This window comes from Mucilaginibacter sp. OK283 (genome assembly GCF_900110415.1).
In the GTDB taxonomy this organism is placed as follows: Bacteria; Bacteroidota; Bacteroidia; order Sphingobacteriales; family Sphingobacteriaceae; genus Mucilaginibacter.
Genome location: NZ_FODR01000003.1, coordinates 68,833 through 91,456, shown reverse-complemented (window position 1 = coordinate 91,456; position 22,624 = coordinate 68,833). Strand labels below are relative to the sequence as shown.

At 44.1% G+C, this 22,624-nt stretch carries 18 protein-coding genes; 5 read left to right on the top strand and 13 right to left on the bottom strand.

The window, feature by feature from the left end; genetic code table 11:
- Positions 1 to 28: 28 nt before the first annotated feature.
- The 3 genes from BMX56_RS08470 (at position 29) to BMX56_RS08460 (ending at position 2,468) form a co-directional block, all read left to right on the top strand.
- Complete coding sequence (locus tag BMX56_RS08470) at positions 29 to 751, top strand: hypothetical protein (protein ID WP_090644424.1); 723 nt, start codon at positions 29 to 31, stop codon at positions 749 to 751.
- A 26-nt stretch (positions 752 to 777) separates the two neighbouring features.
- Positions 778 to 1,188, top strand: a complete 411-nt coding sequence (locus tag BMX56_RS08465) for a hypothetical protein (protein WP_143065398.1) — start codon at positions 778 to 780, stop codon at positions 1,186 to 1,188.
- 197 nt (positions 1,189 to 1,385) lie between these two features.
- Complete coding sequence (locus BMX56_RS08460) at positions 1,386 to 2,468, top strand: serine hydrolase domain-containing protein (protein WP_090644416.1); 1,083 nt, start codon at positions 1,386 to 1,388, stop codon at positions 2,466 to 2,468.
- A 96-nt stretch (positions 2,469 to 2,564) separates the two neighbouring features.
- Here BMX56_RS08460 and BMX56_RS08455 read toward each other — a convergent pair whose 3' ends face one another.
- The 12 genes from BMX56_RS08455 to BMX56_RS08400 all read right to left on the bottom strand — a co-directional run bounded on the left by BMX56_RS08455 (position 2,565) and on the right by BMX56_RS08400 (position 20,387).
- The gene (locus BMX56_RS08455) at positions 2,565 to 3,809 is read right to left on the bottom strand and encodes an NAD(P)/FAD-dependent oxidoreductase (RefSeq protein ID WP_090644413.1); all 1,245 of its coding nucleotides are present in this window, start codon (positions 3,807 to 3,809) and stop codon (positions 2,565 to 2,567) included.
- A gap of 171 nt (positions 3,810 to 3,980) precedes the next feature.
- Positions 3,981 to 4,982, bottom strand: coding sequence for a 4-hydroxyproline epimerase (locus BMX56_RS08450; protein ID WP_090644408.1), 1,002 nt, complete (start codon positions 4,980 to 4,982; stop codon positions 3,981 to 3,983).
- A 74-nt stretch (positions 4,983 to 5,056) separates the two neighbouring features.
- Positions 5,057 to 5,995 carry a dihydrodipicolinate synthase family protein gene (locus tag BMX56_RS08445; RefSeq protein WP_090644404.1) on the bottom strand — a complete coding sequence of 313 codons (939 nt, stop codon included), beginning with the start codon at positions 5,993 to 5,995 and terminating at the stop codon, positions 5,057 to 5,059.
- A 371-nt stretch (positions 5,996 to 6,366) separates the two neighbouring features.
- A complete protein-coding gene (locus BMX56_RS08440) occupies positions 6,367 to 6,672 on the bottom strand; it encodes a DUF3784 domain-containing protein (protein WP_090644399.1) in 306 nt (101 codons plus the stop codon).
- An 11-nt stretch (positions 6,673 to 6,683) separates the two neighbouring features.
- Positions 6,684 to 6,875: a hypothetical protein gene (locus BMX56_RS08435; RefSeq protein ID WP_090644396.1), complete on the bottom strand. Its 192-nt coding sequence runs from the start codon at positions 6,873 to 6,875 to the stop codon at positions 6,684 to 6,686.
- A 93-nt stretch (positions 6,876 to 6,968) separates the two neighbouring features.
- Positions 6,969 to 9,134, bottom strand: coding sequence for a 1,4-alpha-glucan branching protein GlgB (glgB, locus tag BMX56_RS08430; protein ID WP_090644391.1), 2,166 nt, complete (start codon positions 9,132 to 9,134; stop codon positions 6,969 to 6,971).
- A gap of 243 nt (positions 9,135 to 9,377) precedes the next feature.
- Complete coding sequence (locus BMX56_RS08425) at positions 9,378 to 11,858, bottom strand: glycoside hydrolase family 31 protein (RefSeq protein WP_090644388.1); 2,481 nt, start codon at positions 11,856 to 11,858, stop codon at positions 9,378 to 9,380.
- A 112-nt stretch (positions 11,859 to 11,970) separates the two neighbouring features.
- Positions 11,971 to 13,332, bottom strand: a complete 1,362-nt coding sequence (locus BMX56_RS08420; RefSeq protein ID WP_090644383.1) for an MFS transporter — start codon at positions 13,330 to 13,332, stop codon at positions 11,971 to 11,973.
- Between the two features lie 286 nt (positions 13,333 to 13,618).
- Complete coding sequence (locus tag BMX56_RS08415; protein ID WP_090646136.1) at positions 13,619 to 15,340, bottom strand: alpha-amylase family glycosyl hydrolase; 1,722 nt, start codon at positions 15,338 to 15,340, stop codon at positions 13,619 to 13,621.
- 95 nt (positions 15,341 to 15,435) lie between these two features.
- A complete protein-coding gene (locus tag BMX56_RS08410) occupies positions 15,436 to 17,745 on the bottom strand; it encodes a glycoside hydrolase family 65 protein (RefSeq protein WP_090644379.1) in 2,310 nt (769 codons plus the stop codon).
- 86 nt (positions 17,746 to 17,831) lie between these two features.
- Positions 17,832 to 18,479, bottom strand: coding sequence for a beta-phosphoglucomutase (gene pgmB, locus BMX56_RS08405; protein ID WP_090644372.1), 648 nt, complete (start codon positions 18,477 to 18,479; stop codon positions 17,832 to 17,834).
- A gap of 45 nt (positions 18,480 to 18,524) precedes the next feature.
- On the bottom strand, positions 18,525 to 20,387 hold the full coding sequence (locus BMX56_RS08400) for a glycoside hydrolase family 13 protein (RefSeq protein WP_090644367.1): 1,863 nt from the start codon (positions 20,385 to 20,387) through the stop codon (positions 18,525 to 18,527).
- Positions 20,388 to 20,579: 192 nt separating this feature from the next.
- Here BMX56_RS08400 and BMX56_RS08395 point away from each other — a divergent pair, with 192 nt between their 5' ends.
- Both BMX56_RS08395 and BMX56_RS08390 read left to right on the top strand, forming a co-directional pair.
- Positions 20,580 to 20,939 (top strand): hypothetical protein, encoded by a 360-nt coding sequence (locus BMX56_RS08395; RefSeq protein WP_090644364.1) that lies wholly within the window; start codon positions 20,580 to 20,582, stop codon positions 20,937 to 20,939.
- Between the two features lie 261 nt (positions 20,940 to 21,200).
- Positions 21,201 to 21,731 (top strand): ferritin, encoded by a 531-nt coding sequence (locus BMX56_RS08390; protein ID WP_090644361.1) that lies wholly within the window; start codon positions 21,201 to 21,203, stop codon positions 21,729 to 21,731.
- A gap of 92 nt (positions 21,732 to 21,823) precedes the next feature.
- On the opposite strand, the gene BMX56_RS08385 is transcribed toward BMX56_RS08390, so the two are convergent.
- On the bottom strand, positions 21,824 to 22,525 hold the full coding sequence (locus BMX56_RS08385; RefSeq protein WP_090644356.1) for a L,D-transpeptidase family protein: 702 nt from the start codon (positions 22,523 to 22,525) through the stop codon (positions 21,824 to 21,826).
- Positions 22,526 to 22,624 lie beyond the last annotated feature (99 nt).

Here is a 22,624-nt window from a genome sequence, read left to right as displayed (position 1 = left end):
TATATACATAACATTAAAATTTAATATCATGAAAAACGTAAAAACAACAATGGTGATATTGCTGATGGCATCAAGCCTTGGTTTAGGTTTAAACTCCTGTAAAAAAGATGGCGTTGCAGCCACCGACGTGTCTGTTACCGAAGCCGACGCGGCAGAACTTACTACCGATGCTGTAACGCCAACAACTGGCGGGTTTGCCTTACAGGTAAACAGCTCCGTAACTATCTATAAAACGGTTGTACTAAGTTGCGGCGTTAAAAAGGACTCAACCTTAACCAAAACAAGCGCGGCGGGTGCCACACCATCATACAGCTACAACCTCAGCTGGAATTACATGCTCACCTGCGCCGGTATCGTGCCCAGCCAACTTACCTTTAATTTTACCGGTTCGCACACTTTTGATGGCACGCGCATGTCGTCAAACGGCAGTAGCACAGGCGGCTTTGTACTCACTAATTTGCAGCCATCTGCATCAACTTATTCCTTAAGCACCACTTTTACCCATACCGGCACCGAAACCTCAAAAATTGCCCGTAAATACACCTTCACAAGCAATTTAAGCATTACATCGTCAAACATACTGGTTGATAAAACTACTTTAAAAATAGTATCGGGCAGCGCCGCGGTTAAGCTTACAGGCTCGTCGTCGTCCGGCAAGTCTTTCAGTTTTGCAGGCACCATCACCTTTCTTGGCGACAACAAGGCTACCCTACTTTTAAATAGCGGCACCAGCTATGCTATTCAATGGTAAACAGTATTTTAGCTAAAATATACACAATGAAAAAGCAAGGAATAATAGGAAGGCTTTGGCTAATAACCGCTGTAATGACTTTTACTATACTGATGGGCAAACCGGCAATTGCCCAAACCGGCATGCCCGATTTTAAAAACTCTACCCCGGAACAACGGGCCCAGTTTCAGACGGAAATGATGAAGAGCAAACTAAAACTGGATGCCGCCCAAGAGGGCAAAGTACAGGCTATTAATTTAACTTACGCCCGTAAAATGCAGACCATTATAAAAAGCGACGATGGCCGCTTTAGCAAAATGAAACAGGCCAGGAGTTTGCAGGAAGCAAAAGACCAGGAGTTAAAAGGCGTATTCACCCCGGCACAGTTTAAACAATACAAGGATTTTGAGGAGGAGATGAAGGCGAAACTAATGGAAAAGATTAAGGAGAAACAATAATTTGAGGGCATGGCATCTGTGGTTGGCTATATTTTAGCCTGCTGTTGCGGTTTTGTTGCGATTTTTATTTTATGACAATTCATAAAATATTGATTATTAGATAGATAATATTTTTCACTATTTCACCTGTTGCGCAACACTACAGTTTCCAGGTCAAAACCCGTCGCTATATTACAGATTGAAATAATACTGATATCATGAAAAAGATTATAACCGCAATCCTGTTTGTCTTTGCTTTTGCCACGGCAAAAGCCCAGCACCATTTTGAAAAGGTTGACCAATGGCTTGCCGATAATACGGAAAAAATGGGCGGCCGTACCGTGCTTATGGTTTATAAAGATGGCAAAATCATTTACACCGGCAGCAAGGATGAAATGACCATGAAGCAAAGGTTTGCCACAAAAATGATTGCCCGTAAAATGGGCAAAACACCTAACCTTGATGCTTTTACAACCACCACCAAAATCCCTGTAGCCAGTTGCAGCAAATGGTTTAGCGCAGCTTTGGTGATGACTTTTGTTGACGAGGGCAAGTTGAAATTGACCGATACCGTAGGTAAATACCTGCCTGTACTCTCCAAAAGTGGCAAGGGTGCCATTACCATAAGCCAATGCCTATCGCACCTTACAGGCATCCAGGCGCCGCCTATAAAAGAGGCATTGCAGGATATGAAAGATATCCACAGCATGGATCAAGCTATCCAAAACATTGCGGATATGCCCATTGAAGGCAAGCCCGGTTCATTGTTCAGGTATAGCAATGTGGGCCTGCAAATGGCGGCAGCTGTTATGGAGAAAATCAGCGGTAAAAGTTTTGAAACCCTTTTTGTCGAACGCATTGCCGGCCCCTGTGGCATGGTCAATACCGATTTTGGTAAAGGCCCCGTAGCCTTCCCCGCCGGCGGCGCCTGGAGCACCCCTAATGATTACCTTAACTTTTTGGTGATGATATTAAACAAAGGCACCATTAACGGCAAACGCGTTTTAACCGAAAAAAGTGTTAATGAAATGCAGATTGACCGGATAACCAAAGACCTAAAAATAGCCTATGCCCCCGACGAAGCCGGCAATGCCGGTTATGGTTTCGGCGAGTGGGTATTGAAAGCGTCCGGCCCGCAAAACCCAACACCGGCAGTAAGTAGTCCGGGTTTATTTGGCAGTTTCCCCTGGGTAAACAACGATAAGCATTATGCGGCTTTTATGATGTGTTTTTACATTAAAAACGATGGGAGGCACGAAAGGTATTACGAATTGAAACATTTGGTGGATGAGGCGTTGTAAGGAGTAATGAATCAGCGCCGAAAGACTTACGAAGTTTTAAAAACTTCGTAAGTCTGTTTTTTTAAGGGCAAAACCTCGCGACAGTTACAGTTTTTGCTAACTCCTATCCGGTGCAAAAGCTTCAATATTAATGCTGGTTTTTGCGCCCGAAATTACTTCCTGTACTAATAACCCTGTAGCGGCTCCTAAACTCAGGCCCATCATACCGTGCCCGGTTGCTATAACAAGGTTGCTGAATTTGTTGCTCCTGCCGATATAGGGTAAGCCATCAGCAGATGATGGCCGGAAACCAAACCAGATATCTTTTTCGATAGGTACAGCAGGTTTCAGGCCGGGAAAATACTTAGGTACCGACTCAACAATACCTTTTACCCGGTTCATGTTGATGCGGCTATTAATTTTATCAAGTTCCATGGTGCCACCGTAGCGCAGGCCGCCATTCATCGGGGTGATAGCTACACGTGCTTCTGCCAGCAATGCAGGAATCTGCATGGATGGAACTTGTTCTTTCACATTAAAAGAATAGCCTTTACCCGGCATCAGTAATATTTTAACACCCAGCAATTTACCTATCGCCGGCGACCAGGAGCCGCCCGCAACAATATATTCATCGGCTGTAAATTCTTCATTGTGCGATAAAACCCTGGCCACTTTACCCGCAACAGTTTCTATTTTAGTAACCTCTTTATTCGTAATAAGATTTACCCCCACACCTTTAAGGTATTTTACCAGCGCCGCCATCAGCTTATTTGGTGATAGGTGCGCGTCGCAACGGTAATGCACCGCCCCTAATACATCAAGCTCCAGGTTGGGCTGTAGCTTAACACAATCAGCAGGGCTAAGCACGGCCATATCCAAACCCAGTTCACGGCCCTTTTCGGCCAGGTGTGCTTCCTCTTCGCCGGCCTTTTCGGTTTTGTAAAACATCAGGATGCCTTTTTCAACCAGGTCGAAATTGAAGCCAGGCTCTTTACTCAGGTCTTCATAGAGCTTTTTGCTCAGTAAAGAAAGTTCAGTTAAGGGTGTGGCCGACCGCTCTACGTGCCCCGCATTTGCTTTTTGAAGAAATTTTAATCCCCAGGAGATAAGTTGCGGGTTAAATGACGGTTTTACATAAAATGGGCTTTTGCTGTTAAACATCCATTTGATGCCCTGCGAAACCATACCCGGAGTTGCCAGGGGAATAAAGTGACTGGGTACTATCATACCCGCGTTACCGAACGAACAGCTATCAGTCAGGTCGCCTTTATCCAGCACGGTAACCTGGTGCCCGGCCTTTTGTAAATAATATGCAGAACTTAAACCTACAATTCCACCACCTATGATCAGCACTTTTGCCATTTTTTGAAAGCTTACTTTTAATTAAAACTTGTCATTTCGAAACGAGGTACGAGTGAGAAATCTTATACGAGCGATGGGCCGTGAAGCTTGTCGCATAAGATTTCTCCTCACTCAACGCTCAGGCCGGCCCTTCGTTCGTTCGAAATGACAAGTGGATTATATTGTTGTTCTTTATATCACCTGGAAACCATGTGCATACGGATCGTCATCATCTATTTTGATGGTGTTGTATCCGTAAACTTTTGCCCAGCCTTCAACACTCGGAATAATGGCATCCAGTTCGCCAATCTTCACCACCTCTTCTACCTTGCCAATGAATTTACTACCAATGATGCTTTCGTGTATAAACGGTTCGCCCACTTTCAGCTTGCCTTTGGCATACCATTGTGCCATACGTGCCGATGTACCGGTGCCGCAAGGCGATCTGTCAATAGCCTTATCGCCATAAAATACAGCATTGCGGGCGGTAGAAGTACTATCTAATGTTGCGCCTGCCCAAAGGATATGGGTACACGTATTTATAGTGGGATCCTGCGGGTGAACAAATTTATATTTTTCGTTAATGCGCTTACGTAATACCTGGCTCCAGGCTATCAGCTGCCCGGCGGTATAATTTTCAAGCCCGGCAAAATTTGGCTGCGGATCAACAATGGCATAGTAATTACCCCCGTAAGAGACATCGATGGTTAGCATACCCAGATCCGGGCACTCTACCTCCAGGTTGGTGGCAGCAAGATAGGCTGCCACGTTTCTGAGCTTAACCGAAGTAACTTTTTTTTCTTCCTGCTTATACTCTATCAAAACCAGGCCGGCCGGCGCTTCCATACGTACTATACCAGGAATTTTGGGCTCAATCAGACCTTCTTCAATAGCAATGGTTATGGTACCAATGGTACCATGCCCACACATAGGCAGGCAGCCGCTTGTTTCAATAAACAAAACGGCTACATCATTTGCCGGATCATGAGGCGGAAACAAGATACTTCCCGACATCATATCATGCCCTCTTGGCTCAAACATCAGCCCGGTACGTATCCAGTCGTACTCTTTTAAAAAGTGCTGGCGCTTTTGGCTCATGTTATCGCCTTTAAGCGTCGGGCCGCCACCCGCCACTACCCTCACGGGGTTACCACAGGTGTGTGCATCTATACAAAAAAATGTTTTACTACTCATTTGAAAGCATAAAGCTTAAGGCCGAAAGCATAAAGCCGGCCTTAAGCTTCGGTTATAGTTTTACTAAATGATTATTAAGCTTCAACTTCGGTTAGTTTACCCCAGCTGCCAACAGGCAATTCCGGGCGAACAGCTAATGCATCATTGATGATTTTTAATACTTTGGTACGTTCTTCGCCAATTAACGGTAAACGTGGGGCGCGTACATTTTCGGTGCCAATACCTGTAGCAACCTCAGCCAATTTGATGTACTGAACCAGTTTTGGATGAATATCCAATTCCAATACCGGCAAAAACCAACGGTAAATGGTTAAAGCTTCGGCAATTCTGCCGGCTTTTACCAAACGGTAAATAGCTACAGTTTCTTTAGGGAAAGCATCAACCAAACCTGCTACCCAGCCGTCGGCACCCATTACAAGGCTTTCCATAGCTAATGGGTCAACACCTGTAAATATCGCGTAGCGGTTGCCAAAACGATTAAACATTTTGGTAACGTTTGATACATTACGGGTTGATTCTTTTACGGCCTGGATGTTTTTATAAACCGATAGTTTTTCAAACATATCCAGTGTAACTTCAATTTTATAATCAACAGGATTGTTGTATATCATGATAGGCAGTTCGGTGCTTTCGGCAACTGCGCCTATGTAAGCCAAAGTTTCGCGTTCTTCGCTGTTATAACGCATTGGTGGCAACAGCATTAAACCATCGGCACCGGTATCAAAAGCTCTTTTAGCACAGGCTACAGCTGCTTTGGTGGTTTGCTCGGCAATATTTAGTATTACAGGTACTTTGCCATCAACATAACCAATGGTATGCTTTAATAACGCAAACTTTTCATCATCGGTGAGCACGCTGGCCTCGCCTAATGAACCGCCTAAAATAAACCCGTCAACACCAGCTTCAAGCTGCGCTGCAAGGTTTACATCAAAAGCATCAAAATCTAATTCGTCGTTATCGGTGAACTTGGTGGTTACCGCAGGGAATACGCCTTTCCAGTCAAAAGTTATCATTGTTTCTTATTTTTATCAAAAGTACGGTGGATTACTAAAATATTGAACTAACAATTTAGCAATCATTAGCCGGATTTTAGCTTCATTCATCTGTTTTTGTTAAAAAAAGATGGATTAACTACCATTTTGGGTTAAGATATGGTTGAATGAGAGTTCTGATTTAAGGATAATGTTTTAGCAAATATGGTAGCGATAAATTGGAAGCAAGCGGTTTTGCCTGCCCTCAATCTGTCGGAGCGGTAGTATGCTTTGCTAACGGGCAGGAATGTTGTTAAACGATTTGAGCAATAGTGATAGTGTTGGATATTGGCTAATGTGGCCAAGGCCTGCACAAGAGTGGTTAACCCAGGCCGCAGGCATTGCCATTATGATTACAGCCGCCTGAACCTGCGCTTGCCTGCAATGGCAAAAACAGAAGTTGCCAGGATGCCGCCCACAAAAAATATTAAGGCAATGTTCATTTGGGCGGGCAGGTAAGTCATGCCGATACCGGTGAGCAGGGCTATGGCGGCGTTGATAAGCATCAGGTTGCCTACCCAGTTACACAGACCGTTAACATCGCTCACCAGGTTTTCATCGAACCCGGATATAAGGCTGGCTTTCTTTTTATATTTTATTTGATAGCCCAGGATAAGCATGGCCAGGGATATTGTGCCAAAAACAAAGAGGTTAAGCATATGGATATATTTTACATCAATTCGCCATCCTTATGCTCATGGTAGGTTTTATAGGCCAGGTAATAAAGCACCAGGGCGGGCAAGGCGTTTAATAATATGTTTACTGCGTTTATATCGGGGTAGGTCATGAATACCTGTATAATTAGCAACACCAGGGCTACCGAGCCACCTATAATAAAAAGGTTACGAAATTTGGGGTTCATGGGCAGGTAAATGTATAATATGAATATTCAACCATTTATTAAACGCAAAAGCTTAATAAATGGTTGAATATATTTATAGCGATTTGGCGTTATTTATCGCTTTAGTTCGTATTTGGCAGGTGCATCGGGTATTTTTTTAAATACTGTGGCTGCCAAAGGGGGTATGGTAATGTTAATGGAGTTATCCTTGCCATGCCATTTTTCGGCATCGGCAGTTACCGCGTCGTAATTGATGATACCGCTGCCCCAAAGGTTTTGAGCATCTGAGTTAAATACTTCCTGCCATTTGCCGCCTGCGGGTACACCAATGCGGTAGTTATAACGCGGTACCGGGGTCATGTTCAGGATAATTACCAGGTCGTCGGCACGATTATGCCCCATACGGCCATAAACCAGTATCGAGTCGTTGGCGTTACCACCGTCTATCCATTCAAAGCCGGTAAAGTCAAAGGCTTTTTCATACAGCGCAGGCTCATCCTTATACAGCTGGTTAAGCGCTTTGACCGTTGCCGCCATGCCCTGGTGATTAGGGTATTGCATTACATGCCATTGTAACGACTGACTATAATTCCACTCATCGCCTTGCCCAAACTCGGCACCCATAAATAGCAATTTGGTACCCGGGTGCGTAAACATATAACTGTACATGAGGCGCAGGTTGGCAAATTGCTGCCACTCATCACCGGGCATTTTACGCAGCATACTACCTTTGCCATATACCACCTCATCGTGCGAGAAAGGCAGCATAAAGTTTTCGGTAAAGGCGTATATGGTACTAAAAGTGATCTCGTTATGGTGATATTTTCTGTGGATAGGATCTTCTTTAAAATAATCGATGGTATCGTGCATCCACCCCATCATCCATTTCATCCCGAAACCTAAGCCACCTAAATAAACCGGGCGACTAACCCCTGTAAACGATGTAGATTCTTCAGCAATGGTTTGGGTTGATGGGAAATGGCTGTAAACGGCCTCGTTAAACTCTTTCAGGAACGAAATAGCTTCGAGGTTTTCGTTGCCGCCATAAATATTGGCTTCCCACTCGCCATGCTTGCGCGAGTAATCCAGGTAAAGCATAGATGCTACAGCGTCTACCCGTAAACCATCGGCATGGTATCTATCCAGCCAAAACAGCGCGTTACTGATCAGGAATGCCCTAACCTCGTTACGCCCATAGTTAAATATGTACGATTTCCAATCTGGATGGAATCCTTTACGAGCGTCGGCATGCTCATACAGGTGTGTGCCATCAAATTTGTACAAAGCATGAATATCGCCCGGAAAATGCGATGGTACCCAATCCAATATCACCCCGATACCGGCTTTGTGGAATTCCTCGATAAGAAACATCAGTTCCTGCGGCGAACCATAACGGGAAGCCGCAGCAAAGTAGCCCGAAATTTGGTAGCCCCAGCTTGGATAATACGGGTGCTCCATTATAGGCATAAACTCTACGTGTGTAAAGCCCATTTCTTTAACGTATGGCACCAGTTTGTGTGCCAGTTCGGTATAAGTTAAAAACTGGTCGGGGCTTTCGGGGCTGCGGGCCCATGAACCCAGGTGCACTTCGTAAACGCTGTAAGGTTTATCAAGCGCATTATGCTCATGGCGGTTAGCCATCCAGTCGCCATCGGTCCATTCGTAAAAGGTATCAACAACTATCGATGCTGTGCTTGGCGGTACTTCCCAGCGCAAGGCAAAAGGATCGGCCTTTTCCAGGTCTTCGCCGGTTGATGATTTTATATAATATTTATAGGTTTCGCCTACGCCCACATTCGGGATAAAACCTTCCCAGATGCCGGATGAATCCCAACGGGCATTCAAACTGTGCGAACCGCGGTTCCAGCCGTTAAAGTTTGCTATAACCGATACATACTGCGCGTTTGGCGCCCAAACTGAAAAGTAGGTACCCACTACGCCCTGATATTCCACCACGTGCGAGCCAAACTTTTCATAAAGCTTAAAGTGCTTTCCCGACTTAAATAAACTGATATCAAAATCGGTAAAGCGGCTATATGGCTCAACGGCTTTTAATATTACAGTATTTGTGGCTTGTACCGCTTCGGCAACTTTGACTTTAGCGGTTTTGGGCTTGGTTGTTTTCGCAACTGGCGCTGCTTTAGCTTCTACAGCTTTTTTAGCGGTGTCTGCAACAACTTCGGGTTCAACTTTATTTGCCTTTGCTTTGGTTGCTTTTTTTTCTTTTACAGGCTTTTCTTCCGGTAGCGGGGTGTCGGTTGTCTTCGTTTTTTTGGCCATGATATAGATAACCTGTAGGGGCTTGTAACAATAACCCAAATTACAGGATTGAGTTTGGTTTATATAAAATCAAATATAACAGGATTATGACATTATGCAGGGTTTAAGGGATTTATTTTTTAAAGCAGGATGGGTGGCGAAGAATCAAGAGACAAGAATCAAGAGTTAAGACAGTGACATGGTATTTAAAACTGTACAAAGCATAAAAAAGCCGCCTTTTTAGGGCGGCTTTTTTATGCTTTGTTATTTTGAGATTTCTATCTGCTTAAACTTTTTACTGTATTTAAACTCCATGGTGCCATCAGCATTGATGATAAAAGCGGTTACGTTTTTACCATCGACCATTATTTTGTGTGGCTTAAATGGTAAGCCGATAACGTTAAAGTGATAGCCCTCGTAACGCGGGGTGTACAACCCCTCCATGCTTTGGCCTATGGTTAGTTTTCTTGAGTTGCCATTTACCACAAATTTTTTCTCGAGATAAATATCTTGCTCATAGGCAAAAGTTTCGCCGTAATCTTCAAACAGGAAGGAGTTTACTTCGTAATCGGTATAGTAAACGTTCAGTTTAACTTCTTCAATTTCCTTTTCGCCTGTGTATTGCATCACCGGGTATTCGGGTATTACCGATCCGGCCTTTACAAACAGCGGCATGGTTTCCAGCGGGGTGTCAACGGTTATTTCCTTACCGCCTTCCAGCACTTCAAACGTCCAGTAATTGAACCATTTACCTTTTGGCAGGTACACGTTGCGTTTTATCTGGCCTGGCTCCATTACCGGGCAAACCAAAATTTTATCGCCATAGGTAAATTCATCCTGGCGGAAGTGGTTTAACAACACATCCTGCTCATGCATTACCACCGGCCTCAAAATAGGGAAACCGTAGCGGTGGTGCTCCCAAAAAGTAGAGTATAAGTACGGGATAAGCCTGTAACGCAACTCGATAAACTTACGATTGATTTCGGTAAACGGTTCGCCAAAACTCCAGGGCTCGCGCTCTTTGGTATCACCTGCAGAGTGCGCTCGCATAAAGGGCGAGAAGGTGCCCAACTGTATCCAGCGGGTAAATAGTTCGCCATCAGGCTCGCCGCTAAAACCGCCAATATCTGTACCGCAGAAAGGGATGCCCGATACTGATAGGCGCTGGCATTGGATGTTGCCTAATTTGAGGTGTTCCCATGAGGCCACATTATCGCCCGTCCACGCGGATGAGTAACGTTGTACGCCCGAGTATCCCGCCCTGGTTATAGTAAAAGGACGTTTGTTTTTCATGATCTTACGCAAACCTTCGTAGGTTGAGCGTACCATTTGCATTCCGTAAACATTATGTGCCTTGCGGTGCGACCCACGGTGCCCATCATATTGATGACGAACATCATCCGGGAAGGTGCCTGCTCCAAACACGGCAGGTTCGTTCATATCATTCCAAACGCCGGCCACGCCCATCTCTACCAACTCCTCAAATAAGCCTCCCCACCATTCGCGCACTTCGGGGTTGGTAAAATCGGGGAACTGGCAGCGGCCCGGCCAAACGTGACCTTCCATAAAGTAATCATCGCTGCGGCGGCAAAAATATCTATTTTCTTTACCTTCTTTAAACACCCAATAGTTATCATCAACACGGATGCCCGGATCAATAATTACAACGGTTTTAAACCCATCTGCAGCCAATTCGCTGATCATTTTCTTCGGGTCCGGGAAGTATTTCTTATTCCAGGTAAAGCAGCGGTAACCATCCATATAATCGATATCCAAATAGATACCATCGCAGGGGATCTTATTTTCGCGGAAACCTTTGGCAATTTTACGCACCTTGGCTTCGGGATAATAACTCCATCGGCACTGGTGATAACCCAGCGCCCAAAGCGGTGGCATTGGGTGCGTGCCTGTTAAAATGTGGTAGCTTTTTACCACATCCATCATGTGGGGTCCGTGGATATAATAGTATTGCAGTTCGCCGCCATCAGCCCAAAAACTGGTTTTGGTTTTGTCTTCGGCGCCAAAATCAAAATGCGCCTTAAAGGTATTATCAAAAAATATACCGTGGGCAATACCCTCGTTTACGCTGATGTAAAAAGGAATGCTACGGTAAAGCGGATCCTGGTTCCAGGCAAAGGAGTATGCATCGGTGTTCCAGTTCTTCAGCCTTTTACCACGCAGGTTAAGCTCGGTAGGCTTATCGCCCAGGCCAAAAAAGCTTTCATCTTTAGCGCATGTTTTGGTGCAAAACACGTAATAACCACCAAACTGAACATTCTCTTCCCAGTGCATAGGCACAGCATCCGAGCTGGTTACATGGTTATTGCTATCAGAAAACAAAATGAAAAAATCCTTTTTACGGATATGACAATTTATCGATTTAGTTGCTACACGAAACTCGTTATCATCCTCATACAGGGTGAAGGCTGCGGCTTTATGCTCCAGCTTTGGAACGGCGTATGAGAATTCTTCAAGGAAAACGCTATGCGGCGCCAATCTTACACGGATAATCTCGTCGGTAACAACAACAACTTCTACTTTGGCATCGCCATCTGTAAAGTAAAATTTATTGCCTATCTGATCGGCATGGTTTGGTATGCCAAGGTATTTTTTGATGATGGGTTTTATGCCATCGGCTGGGTTATTAAGGTGATGAAACTCCTCTTCCTCTTCTTCTTCCAGCAAGTTTTTAATTTCAACTATCTTACTGGTTAGCTCTTCCGGATTGGGTGTGTTACTTTCCATTCAAATTATTTAACGGGGTTTGTGCAAATATGTATAATGTGTACTTACTACGCAATATACGACATTTGATTTGAGGAAAAATCATTAACCGAGGTAGTTTTTAACGTTTTCTTCAATTTGAAGCCTCTATTATTTGAATTTTCTTACCATCCTGCACAAAAAACACCGATATAGCTGCGATAAACATAAAAACACCACCCATAATTAAACCGTAAATCGACTCGCTATTAAACAAATGTTTGATAATAAGGCTGCTGCTAAGGCTGCTTACTATTTGCGGAAACGTGATAAAAAAGTTGAACAGCCCCATGTAAACCCCGATTTTTTTTGCCGGTATCGAGCTTGATAATATGGCATACGGCATGGCCAAAATACTGCCCCACGCCAAGCCTACGCCAACCATTGACAAGTACAACAAATTATGGTTTTCAATAAAAAACACCGAAATTAAACCAATACCGCCCATGGCTAATGAAAAAGCATGCGTTCTTTTCCGGTTAATCTTTTTAACTATCCACGGTAATGATAGTGCGTACAATGCCGAAACGCCGTTGTATACGCCAAACATTTTACCTACAAAATCACTGGCATTGTTATAAGCCTGTGAAGATGTATCGCCCGAAGGCAGATGAAATATGTGTGTAGCTATGGCAGGGGTTGTCCAAACCCACATGGAGAACAGGGCAAACCACGAAAAAAACTGTACCAAACCAAGCTGTTTCATGGTTTTGGGCATGTTTACCAAATCATTTATAAATTCCATAATGCCGCTTCGCTTTACCGTTTCTGCATCTGGCTCATGAAATTTAGCATATTCTTCGGGCGGGTATTCTTTTGTTTTTACAACCGTCCATAAAATACAGCCGATTAATATCAGCCCGCCTGCATAAAATGAATAAAGCAGATTATCAGGTACGATGCCCTTTGCCGCAACTGAAGGCACATGAAGCCATTCGCTTAAAACAGATGGCAATACCGAACCCATAATGGCGCCCACGCCTATCAGGCAAGTCTGCATGGAAAAGCCGGCAGTATGCTGACTATCGGGCAGATTATCGGCAACCAATGCCCTAAACGGCTCCATAGCAACGTTAAAGGATGCATCCATCAGCATGAGCATACCTGCGCCAACAATTATGGGCGGGATTAAAAATGCAAGCCCCGATGAATTCGGCAAAAAACAAAGCGCCAAACCAGACAGCAAAGCCCCGGTTAAAAAATAAGGGCGACGGCGCCCCAAACGGTTCCACGTACGATCGCTGTAATGCCCGATAATTGGCTGAATAATCATCCCTGTAAGTGGGGCTGCCAACCAAAAAAACGACAGGTTACCTACATCGGCACCAAAGGTTTGCAGTATGCGGCTTGCATACCCGGTTTGCAGCGCGAAGCCAAACTGGATGCCCAAAAAGCCAAAGCTCATGTTCCAGATTTGCCAGAAACTTAATCTTGGCTTTTGTAATATTTTATTCATCACGTTGGTTTATTGGTTCACTTGTTCATTAGTTCATTGGTCTTGTCTGAACCGGAATTCATCGAATTAGAGAATTTTCAGAATGCTTTTATGTTGCCTCATGCCCACCACCCTGTCATCCTGAGGTACGAAGGACCTGCTCGCCGATAGAAAAGTTTGCGAATAGATGCTTCGTTCCTCAGCATGACAGCGGGGTAAGTATTATCTTGCTGCACTCCCTGATGATTCCCTTCCGTTCTTCCTATTCTGTTAATTCTAAAATTCTGTAAATTCTGATTCTGACAGTTTAAAACTCCAACATCAACCCGCTACTCGCCTCCACAGTTACTTCAACACCATTTTTAATATCATTGGTGCTGAACTTGCCACCGCTGAGCAGATCGGTAAATTGCTGTTTGCCGTTTATATTTAGTTTGTGTAACAGGTCATCCGGAAGTTTTACGCTTAATTTGCGAACGTCCCGGTTAAAATTGGTTATCACTAATATACGCTGATTATTGGTATAACGCAGGTATACGTACATTTTAGTATCAAAACCAGGCTGGTGCTCATTAGCCATCATCAGTTCATAAAAAGCGCCGGTTTTAATGGCTTCGCTGTTGTGCACGGCGTTAAGCAGGGTACTGTAAAAGCCGCGCAATTTTTTCTGATTATCAGATAGTTTACCGCCGTCATAAGCGCCGCCGTTAAGCCATTTCTGGTGTTCGGGCACACCCCAATAGTCAAATATCGAGCTGCGCCCATCATTACCGCTAAAGCCTTCACTACCTGCTCCGGGTTCACCAACTTCCTGACCAAAGTAGATCATTACCGGCCCGGTGTTTAGCGTTGCTGTGATAATCATACCCGGCACGGCCAGCCACGGGTTGCCGGCAAAATCAGGCGATGCAATGCGTTGCTCGTCATGGTTTTCCATAAAGCGCAGCATATGCTCGTCTATTCCTTTGCTATCATGGTTCCAAACCGCGTTTATTCCCCAAGTGTTGGTGTGGTAATCGTTGCGGGTTAAATTTCTGATGGTATCATACAGGCCAACCTTATCATACAGGTAATCAAAATGTCCTTTAAAAATATAATCGCTGTATTTACCTTTATCGTATGCTTCGCCGATGAAAACAATACCAGGATGTTCGGCCTTCATTTTCGGGATTACCCAGGCCCAGAATTCGATAGGTACCATTTCCACCATATCGCAACGAAAACCATCGACACCTTTGGCGGTCCAGTATTTTAAAATATCATAAACCTTGTTCCAAAGCGGTGGTATCGGGTCGAAGTGGCCGCGGCGATGATCCATGTAATCAACCCCGTAGTTCAACTTCATCGTCTCGAACCAATCATTGATAGATGGCGATGCGCTGAACACATCATTACCGGTTGCTTTGGCCGGGTTCTCACCAAATTTGCCGTCCTTTAATGGGCTTTTAAATTCATCGCCGCCGGGATTGTATCCCGCAGGAACCGTAAATGGCTGCCCCGGTATGTAGTAAAAATCGTTTTGAGGGCTAAAGCCTTTGCTTTTATCATCATCCTGACCAAAATCGCGCACGCCGGCCGGTTTTACATCTGATGCATAAGTACGGGCCACATGGTTGGGTACCAAATCCATCAACACCTTTAAACCGCTGGCATGGGTACGTTTGATGAGTTCCTCGTATTCACGGATGCGGTTTTTCACGTCAACGGCCAGATCAGGATCAATATCATAATAGTCCTTAATAGCATATGGTGAGCCCGCCCTGCCCTTCACAATATCCGGATCATCGGCTTTAATGCCATAAGCCGAATAATCAGTCATGGTCGCATGCTCAATTACGCCGGTATACCAAACGTAGGTAAAGCCCATTTTTTTAATTTCCTGCAGGGCTTTATCGTTAATATCGTTCAGCTTGCCAACGCCGTTTTCTTCAATTGAGCCATTGGTTTTGTTAAGCGTTTTAGTATTGCCAAAAAGCCGTGGCAATAGTTGATATATGATCAGCTTATGATTGGCTGCGGTTTGTTCCATTTTCGTTTTTTTAGGGTGATGTTTCGTCTGCGCAAGCGAAATTAACGGAATCATTGATACCGCTATAAAACAGGAGAAAAGTTTATTGCTTTTCATTATGCCTCAACCAATAATTCCTCGTTGGCATTTACCAACTGATCTTTTCCGTAAACAGATACCGTGGTTGCCACGCCCGACAGGTTTTTGATTTGCACGCCTTCCTTGCTTACTTTGATATTTAGCAAAGCCCCACGGAAACCGATATGGAACGAAAAAGACGCCCATTTTTCGGGAATAAACGGCTGGAACAACAGTTTGCCATCTCTTACACGCATACCACCAAAACCTTCCACAACAGCCATCCATGTGCCGGCCATCGAGGTGATGTGGCAGCCATCTTCGGTATCGTTATTGTAATCGTCCAAATCTAAGCGGGCAGTACGCAGGTAAAATTCGTAAGCACGAGCCTCATCACCCAATTTGGCAGCTAAAATAGCGTGCACACATGGCGACAATGACGACTCATGCACCGTGCGTGGCTCGTAATAATCAAAATTTCTGCGGATTGTATCTATATCGTAATCATCTTCAAAAAAGTAAATGCCCTGTAATACGTCGGCCTGTTTAATGTAGCAGGAGCGCAGTATCCTATCCCAGCTCCATTTCTGGTTCAACGGGCGATCTGTTGCCGGCAGGTCTTTTACTAATATCTGTTCTTTATCCAGGTAACCGTCCTGCTGTAAAAATATGCCCCGCTTTTCATCGTGGCCCAGGTACATATTTTCAACAATGTGGCCAAAACGGCTAAACTCTGTAGCCTCATCCAGGCCGATCCTGGCCGCAAGGGCATCGTATTTAGCCTTATCGGCTGTCTTCACTTTTTCGGCAGCTTCCATGGTATATTTCATACACCAAACGGCCAGCATGCTGGTATACCAGTTATTGTTTACATTATTCTCGTACTCATTTGGCCCGGTAACACCCAGCATTACATATAGTTGCTTATCCTGCGACCAGCTTACCCGTTGCGACCAGAACCTGGCTATCGCGATCAACACCTCAAAACCATAATCGGCCAGGTAGGCTTCATCTTCAGTATAACGCACATAGTTAAAAATAGCGTAAGCGATAGCGCCATTCCGGTGAATTTCTTCAAAGGTGATCTCCCACTCGTTATGGCATTCGGTCCCATCCATAGTAACCATGGGGTACAATGCTGCGCCGTTTTTAAAGCCCAATAAAGCAGCATTCTCGATAGCCTTGCCTAATTGTTTATAACGGTAAAGCAACAGGTTGCGGGTAACTTTTTGCGGTGCGGTAGCCAGGTAAAAAGGTACACAATAAGCTTCGGTATCCCAATAGGTTGAGCCTCCGTATTTTTCGCCGGTAAAACCTTTGGGGCCTATGTTCAGGCGGTCGTCTTCGCCGGTATAGGTTTGGTTAAGCTGAAAAATATTAAAGCGGATGGCTTGCTGAGCCGATTCATCACCTTCGATAATGATATCGTTGTGTTTCCATTTTTCGGCCCAGGCAGCGGCCTGTTCAGCAAGCATGGTTTCAAAGCCCTTAGCGCTAATGCGATTTAAAGTAGCTGCCAACGAGGCAACCAGTTCTTCGGGTTTATGATTTTGCGACGACAGGTTAGCGACGTACTTAATAATGCTGATGCTTTGACCCTGCTGTGCCTGTAATTCAATTTTTGATGCTACGTATTTTTCTTTCGATATCGTTGTTGTTTTTGGCCGGATAGTTTCGCCATTTTTCAAAACACTGAATTTCATACCGGTAGCTACTTCAAAACCGGTTTTTTTGGTGCGCATTACTATGTAGCCGCCATCAGGCTGGTTAGCTTTGGTCACCTCGTCCCAAAACTTCTCGTCGTAGTTGGAATCCTTGTTCACCACATCGCCGTCAATAGCCGGGGTAATAGCGATGGTACCGCTAAAGTTTAATGGAGTGACAGTGTATTTGATAGCCGCAGTTTCATCATCTACCATACTGCAAAAGCGGCAGGCTTCAACCGATACTTCTTTGCCCGATGCGGTTTTTGCGGTAAATGTACGTTTCAGGTAACCTTCCTTCATGTTCAATTCACGGCGGAAGCCGGTAACCTCGCATTTGGCCAAATCCAATTGTTCGCCACCTAAAACTACATCAATAATTGTCCAGTTAGCGGCATTCAGCACTTTGGCAAAGTATTCCGGATAGCCGTTTTTCCACCAGCCTACGCGGGTTTTATCTGGATAATATACCCCGGCAACATAGTTGCCCAGCAGGGTTTCGCCGCTGTATGCCTCCTCAAAGTTAGCCCGCTGACCCATTCGGCCATTACCCAAACTAAATATGCTCTCAGATACCTGGTGATGATGTGCATCAAAGCCCTCTTCGATTATCTTCCACTCATCAACTTTAATGTAATTTTTCATAACAATGCATTAAGCCCCTCTAAATCTCCCCTAAAGGGGAGACTTTTAAAAGCCCTACCCTTTAGGGGAGGGTTGGGTGGGGCTTCTTATATTTTAAATAATTTATCTAACGTCATTTTATCTAACCCACTGATTACCAAATCGGCATCCAGTACGCCGGGTTGGCCTATGCCAACTACCTTCATACCGCCGGCTTTAGCTGCCTCTACCCCGGCAATGGCATCTTCAAAAACCACACATTCTTCGGGTTCAACACTTAGAGCTTTGGCTCCTGTTAAAAAAACTTCGGGATCGGGTTTGGCTTTGCTTACTTTGTTGCCATCAATAACCGCATCGAAAAGATTGGTAATACCAATTTTGTTGAGGATGGTCATCGAGTTTTTGCTGGCCGAGCCTAAGGCTATTTTGATACCTGCTTTTCGGCATATTTCTACAAACTCCTTTGCACCGGGCAGTATTTCATCGGGTTTCATCTGGTTAACCATTTCCATGTACCAGGTATTTTTTTGGGTAGCCAAAATTTCCTGCTCTGCAGCAGTTTTGGTTACGCCTCCCCAGCCTAAAATAAGCTCGAGCGAGCGTACCCGGCTTACGCCTTTTAATTGTTCGTTCTGGTGTTCTGTGAAATCGAAGCCCAGGGAGTTGGCTAATCGTTTCCAGGCCTTATAGTGATAAACGGCTGTATCAACAATTACACCATCCAGATCGAAAATACATGCTTTAATATTGTTCATTGTAACTTTTTAGATACGCGGCTCAAAGCCACTAAGATATAATTTTTAATGAGTACCGCCGGGTAATATTTCGAGCACCAAAGTGGTTTTGCCAGGTATGTTCACTTGTGCCAGGTCAACAGGCTCGTCAGTTATCACATTGCGGGCTTTTTTGGCATCGCCAATTCGTTCAAAATACCGGTCGGTTGTTGTAGTTTGATCTTTATCGCTGCTGTTGAAAATAATCATTACCGTTTTGGCGGCATCATACCTGAAGTATACATAAATTCCCTTTTCGGGTACAAACTGCATCATTTTTCCGGTTTGCAGTGCGGTTGTTCCTTTGCGGTAATTGGCCAGCTTGCTTACATAGTTAAAGGCCTCGTTTTCTTTTTTGCTACGACCATCGGCAGTAAATTTATTTTCTTTATCCCCTTTCCAACCGCCGGCAAAATCCTCGCGTACAAGGCCATCGGGATCAGAATAGTTTTTCATCAGGATCTCGTCGCCATAATATAATTGCGGCACGCCACGCATGGTCAACAACATAGCCATGGCCGATTTGTATTTGGTAAAATCCTCTTTCACAACAGATAACAGGCGGCTCATATCATGGTTATCCATAAATATGGTGTTACGGGTGGCATCCTGGTACAAAAAGTCCTGCGCTATAACGGAGTATAGGCGACCAACGCCATCTGTCCATCCGTCATTACCGTTTAAGGCCTCGTAAATAGCGTCTTTCAATACGGCATCGGTTACACCAGGCAGGTGGGTATCCATACCGCGATTAACAGTATTACCCTGTGTAAAAAAGGCTTGGTTTGCTGCCGACCATACCAGCGTTTCGCCAAAAATGGAAAGCTTTGGAAATTCGGCCTTAACATCCTGCGCCCATTTGGCCATATATGCCGGATCGTTATATGGGTAAGTATCTAAGCGGAAACCATCGATACCTGCATATTCCACCCACCAAATGTGGTTTTGTGTAAGGTAGTTTTGTACGTAAGTGTTATTTTGATTCATATCGGCCATCCGATGATCAAACCATCCATCGGCCATCAGTTTACGGTCCATTGGCGAAGCATGCGGATCCATCACTGCGGCATCCCTGAAATTTGATTTGGTATATGTTGGCCACTGGTGTACCCAGCTTTTCATTGGCATATCCATAATGGTATAGCCTTCGGTACCGGCATGGTTGTGCACCAGGTCTTTAATTACCTTAATGCCCATGCTGTGGCATTTTTCAACAAATTTTTTGTATAGCTCGTTGGTGCCGTAACGTGGGTCTATTTTATAATAATCGGTAACTGCGTAGCCATGATATGATGCATGCGGTTCGTCGTTCTCAATTTCCGGGGTCATCCAGATAGCAGTAACGCCTAATGCTTTTAAATAATCAAGATGGTTCATCACTCCCTGGATATCACCACCATGGCGGCTGTACATCGAATCGCGGTGAACGCCTTTCTCGCGCATATTGTCAAATGAGTCGTTGCTTTCATCACCGTTACTGAAGCGATCGGGCATGATGAGGTAGATCAAATCCTTGCTGGTTACGCCCTGGATGCGACCGGCAGATTTGTCGCGTTTATTGAGCGTATATTGGTAAACCAGGTCCTTTTGACCGGCCTTTGTAAATTTTATCGGGAACGTTCCCGGAACTACAGAAGAAAGAAGTTGCAGATCGAGGAATAAATAATTTGAATTTTCTACTTTATGCACCGCTTTCAGCTTTACGCCGCGGTAATTAATTACTACATTCCGGCCGGCAATGTTGTTGCCATGCACTATCAATTGCAGATTAGGGTTGCTCATACCCACCCACCACGACATAGGCTCAACACGCTCTAAAGCAGGCATTTGTGCCGATGCGCCCAACGCAAGCACAAGGCTGCATAAGGCAAAAAGTAAAGTTTTCTTCATATTATAAAACAGGTCAAAAAAAAGTGTAATTGGCTGCGGACGGCTTTTGGGCTTATCCGCGTTTCAAATTTATAATAAAATTGATTTGTTGTGCGAAAATTTAAATAATTGTTGATGCGGAAAAATGAATGCAAAAAAAAGCTTAATACTATTTGGATTAATTATAAATAAACACAATCTTTGTAATATTATATGATTGCGACGCTTGCCCAAACAACTCACTGGACCGATGTTTTTAAAACAACAAAAGGAGCCATTTATCAATGTGATGAAGAGCGTTGCTGGTATGTTGATTTTGCCGGTAAAGTTGCCAAATTTGATTATCGTTGTTTATTAAAGCTCCGTAAAGCAGTTTATCATATAGATATCGAGCATGCCCTGCTCAATACTACCAAAGATCCCGATGTGGAGATCATCTTTATTTGCGCCTGCGACCACTGTTATGTCTTAACCCTTGTACAAATTATAGCCCTGAAAGAACTGCTGGAAGGAACCTTTGTAATGTTGGAGTTAAACCACATATTACACGATAAGTTAGTCATTAGTCATTAGTCATTAGTCATTAGTCATTAGTCATTAGTCATTAGTCATTAGTCATTAGGGCAAGTTGAAGTTGATGAAGATTGTTTTAAATATTTAACATAATCCACCTCACTACTCACTACTCACTACTCTCTACTCACTACTCTCTACTCACTACTCTCTATTTAGATTAAATTCATATTAACTTTATATTGAACAATATAAAATTATAGCGGTATTATTGTATAACATCCTGCGTAAGCATATAATAACCAATCAATTTAATCCATCATGAAAGACTTACTCCGCATAAAAAGCCTCATTTCTACCGAGATTGAAGTGCTTTTAAACCAACAAGTAAAAAAAGAAGCATACTCTTCGTCTGTATATTTATCAATGGCATCCTGGTGCAACCGTAATGGCTACGATTTTTCGGCCGATTACTTTTTTAAACAAGCCGAAGAAGAAAGAATGCACCAGTTAAAATTCTTTAAATATATCCTTGATATGGGTGGCAATTCTGTATCTCCGGAGGTCACCGGCATTAAACAGGAATATAATTCGTTCCGTGAAGTGTTTGAGGAGGCCCTGGACCAGGAGATTAGCGTTACCAATTCTATCAAAAACATCTATGCCCGCTGCATGAAGGAGCAAGATTTTGTAACCATGGAGTTTTTAAACTGGTTCCTGAAAGAGCAGCGCGAAGAAGAATACAAAGCACGCCGCGCCCTTGAACTGTTTGAAGTTATCGGCGAAGAAGGCACCGGCCGCTGGCAGATTGACAAACACGTTGGTGAAATAAAATACAACAGCGAGGCGTAAAGCCCCACCCTACCCTTTCCAAAGGGAGGGAGCTGAAAATCAAGTCCTTTTGCGTATTGCAAGGGGACTTTTTTCTTGATCTCCATTAAGACTTAAAACGCGTAATTCTTCCTTTTGATGTAGTAGGTAACGGGCAAATGCGTTTTTTTAAACTTCTCATATCCGGGCTTAAGCGTTTTCCAGAAAGCCATGTACGGTTGATGACTGTAAAAATCCATGTGCGCCTTATCCATCCTGAATGGGAATATATCCAGGTTGATTTTTTGCTGACCGGCTTCAAACGCTTTATAAACCAGTGTATAAATCTCTTCGATGCGGGCATCCGTCATGGCGTAACAACCAATAGATGCGCAGTGCCCATGGATCATAATAGCATCGCCGGTGTACCCTTTTAACTGTTCAACCTTGTTGGGATAGCCCACATTAATGGCCAGGTAATATTTACTTGCCGGGTTTAATTGTTTTGGTTCGATGGTATAAAAGCCTTCGGGGCTTTTATTATCGCCCTTTTTGGTTTTGGTGCCCAGATTACCCGAGTAGTAGCAAATCTCGTAAGTTTTAAACAACTTATATTTATTGCCTGCCTTTTTCCAAACCTCAAGCGCATCCTGGTCTTTAAAAATACGGATATAAATGGGTGCTTCCCCTTTGAAACCCCTATCGTTTAATTCTCTTTGTAATCGGGGCCATACCGTAGCGCGCACATCACTGGCCCGCTTGCTATCCGGCAATTTGGGCCGCGGGTTTACAATAATTAAATAGGAAAACAGCAGGGTCAGGAATAATCTGGACATTGGATAAGGTACTTATCCGCCTATAACGAAAGACTTAGTTAATATCGTATGCCTCAATAAAAATATTAAATATTAGCGGCTTAAAAGTTGAAAAACGGT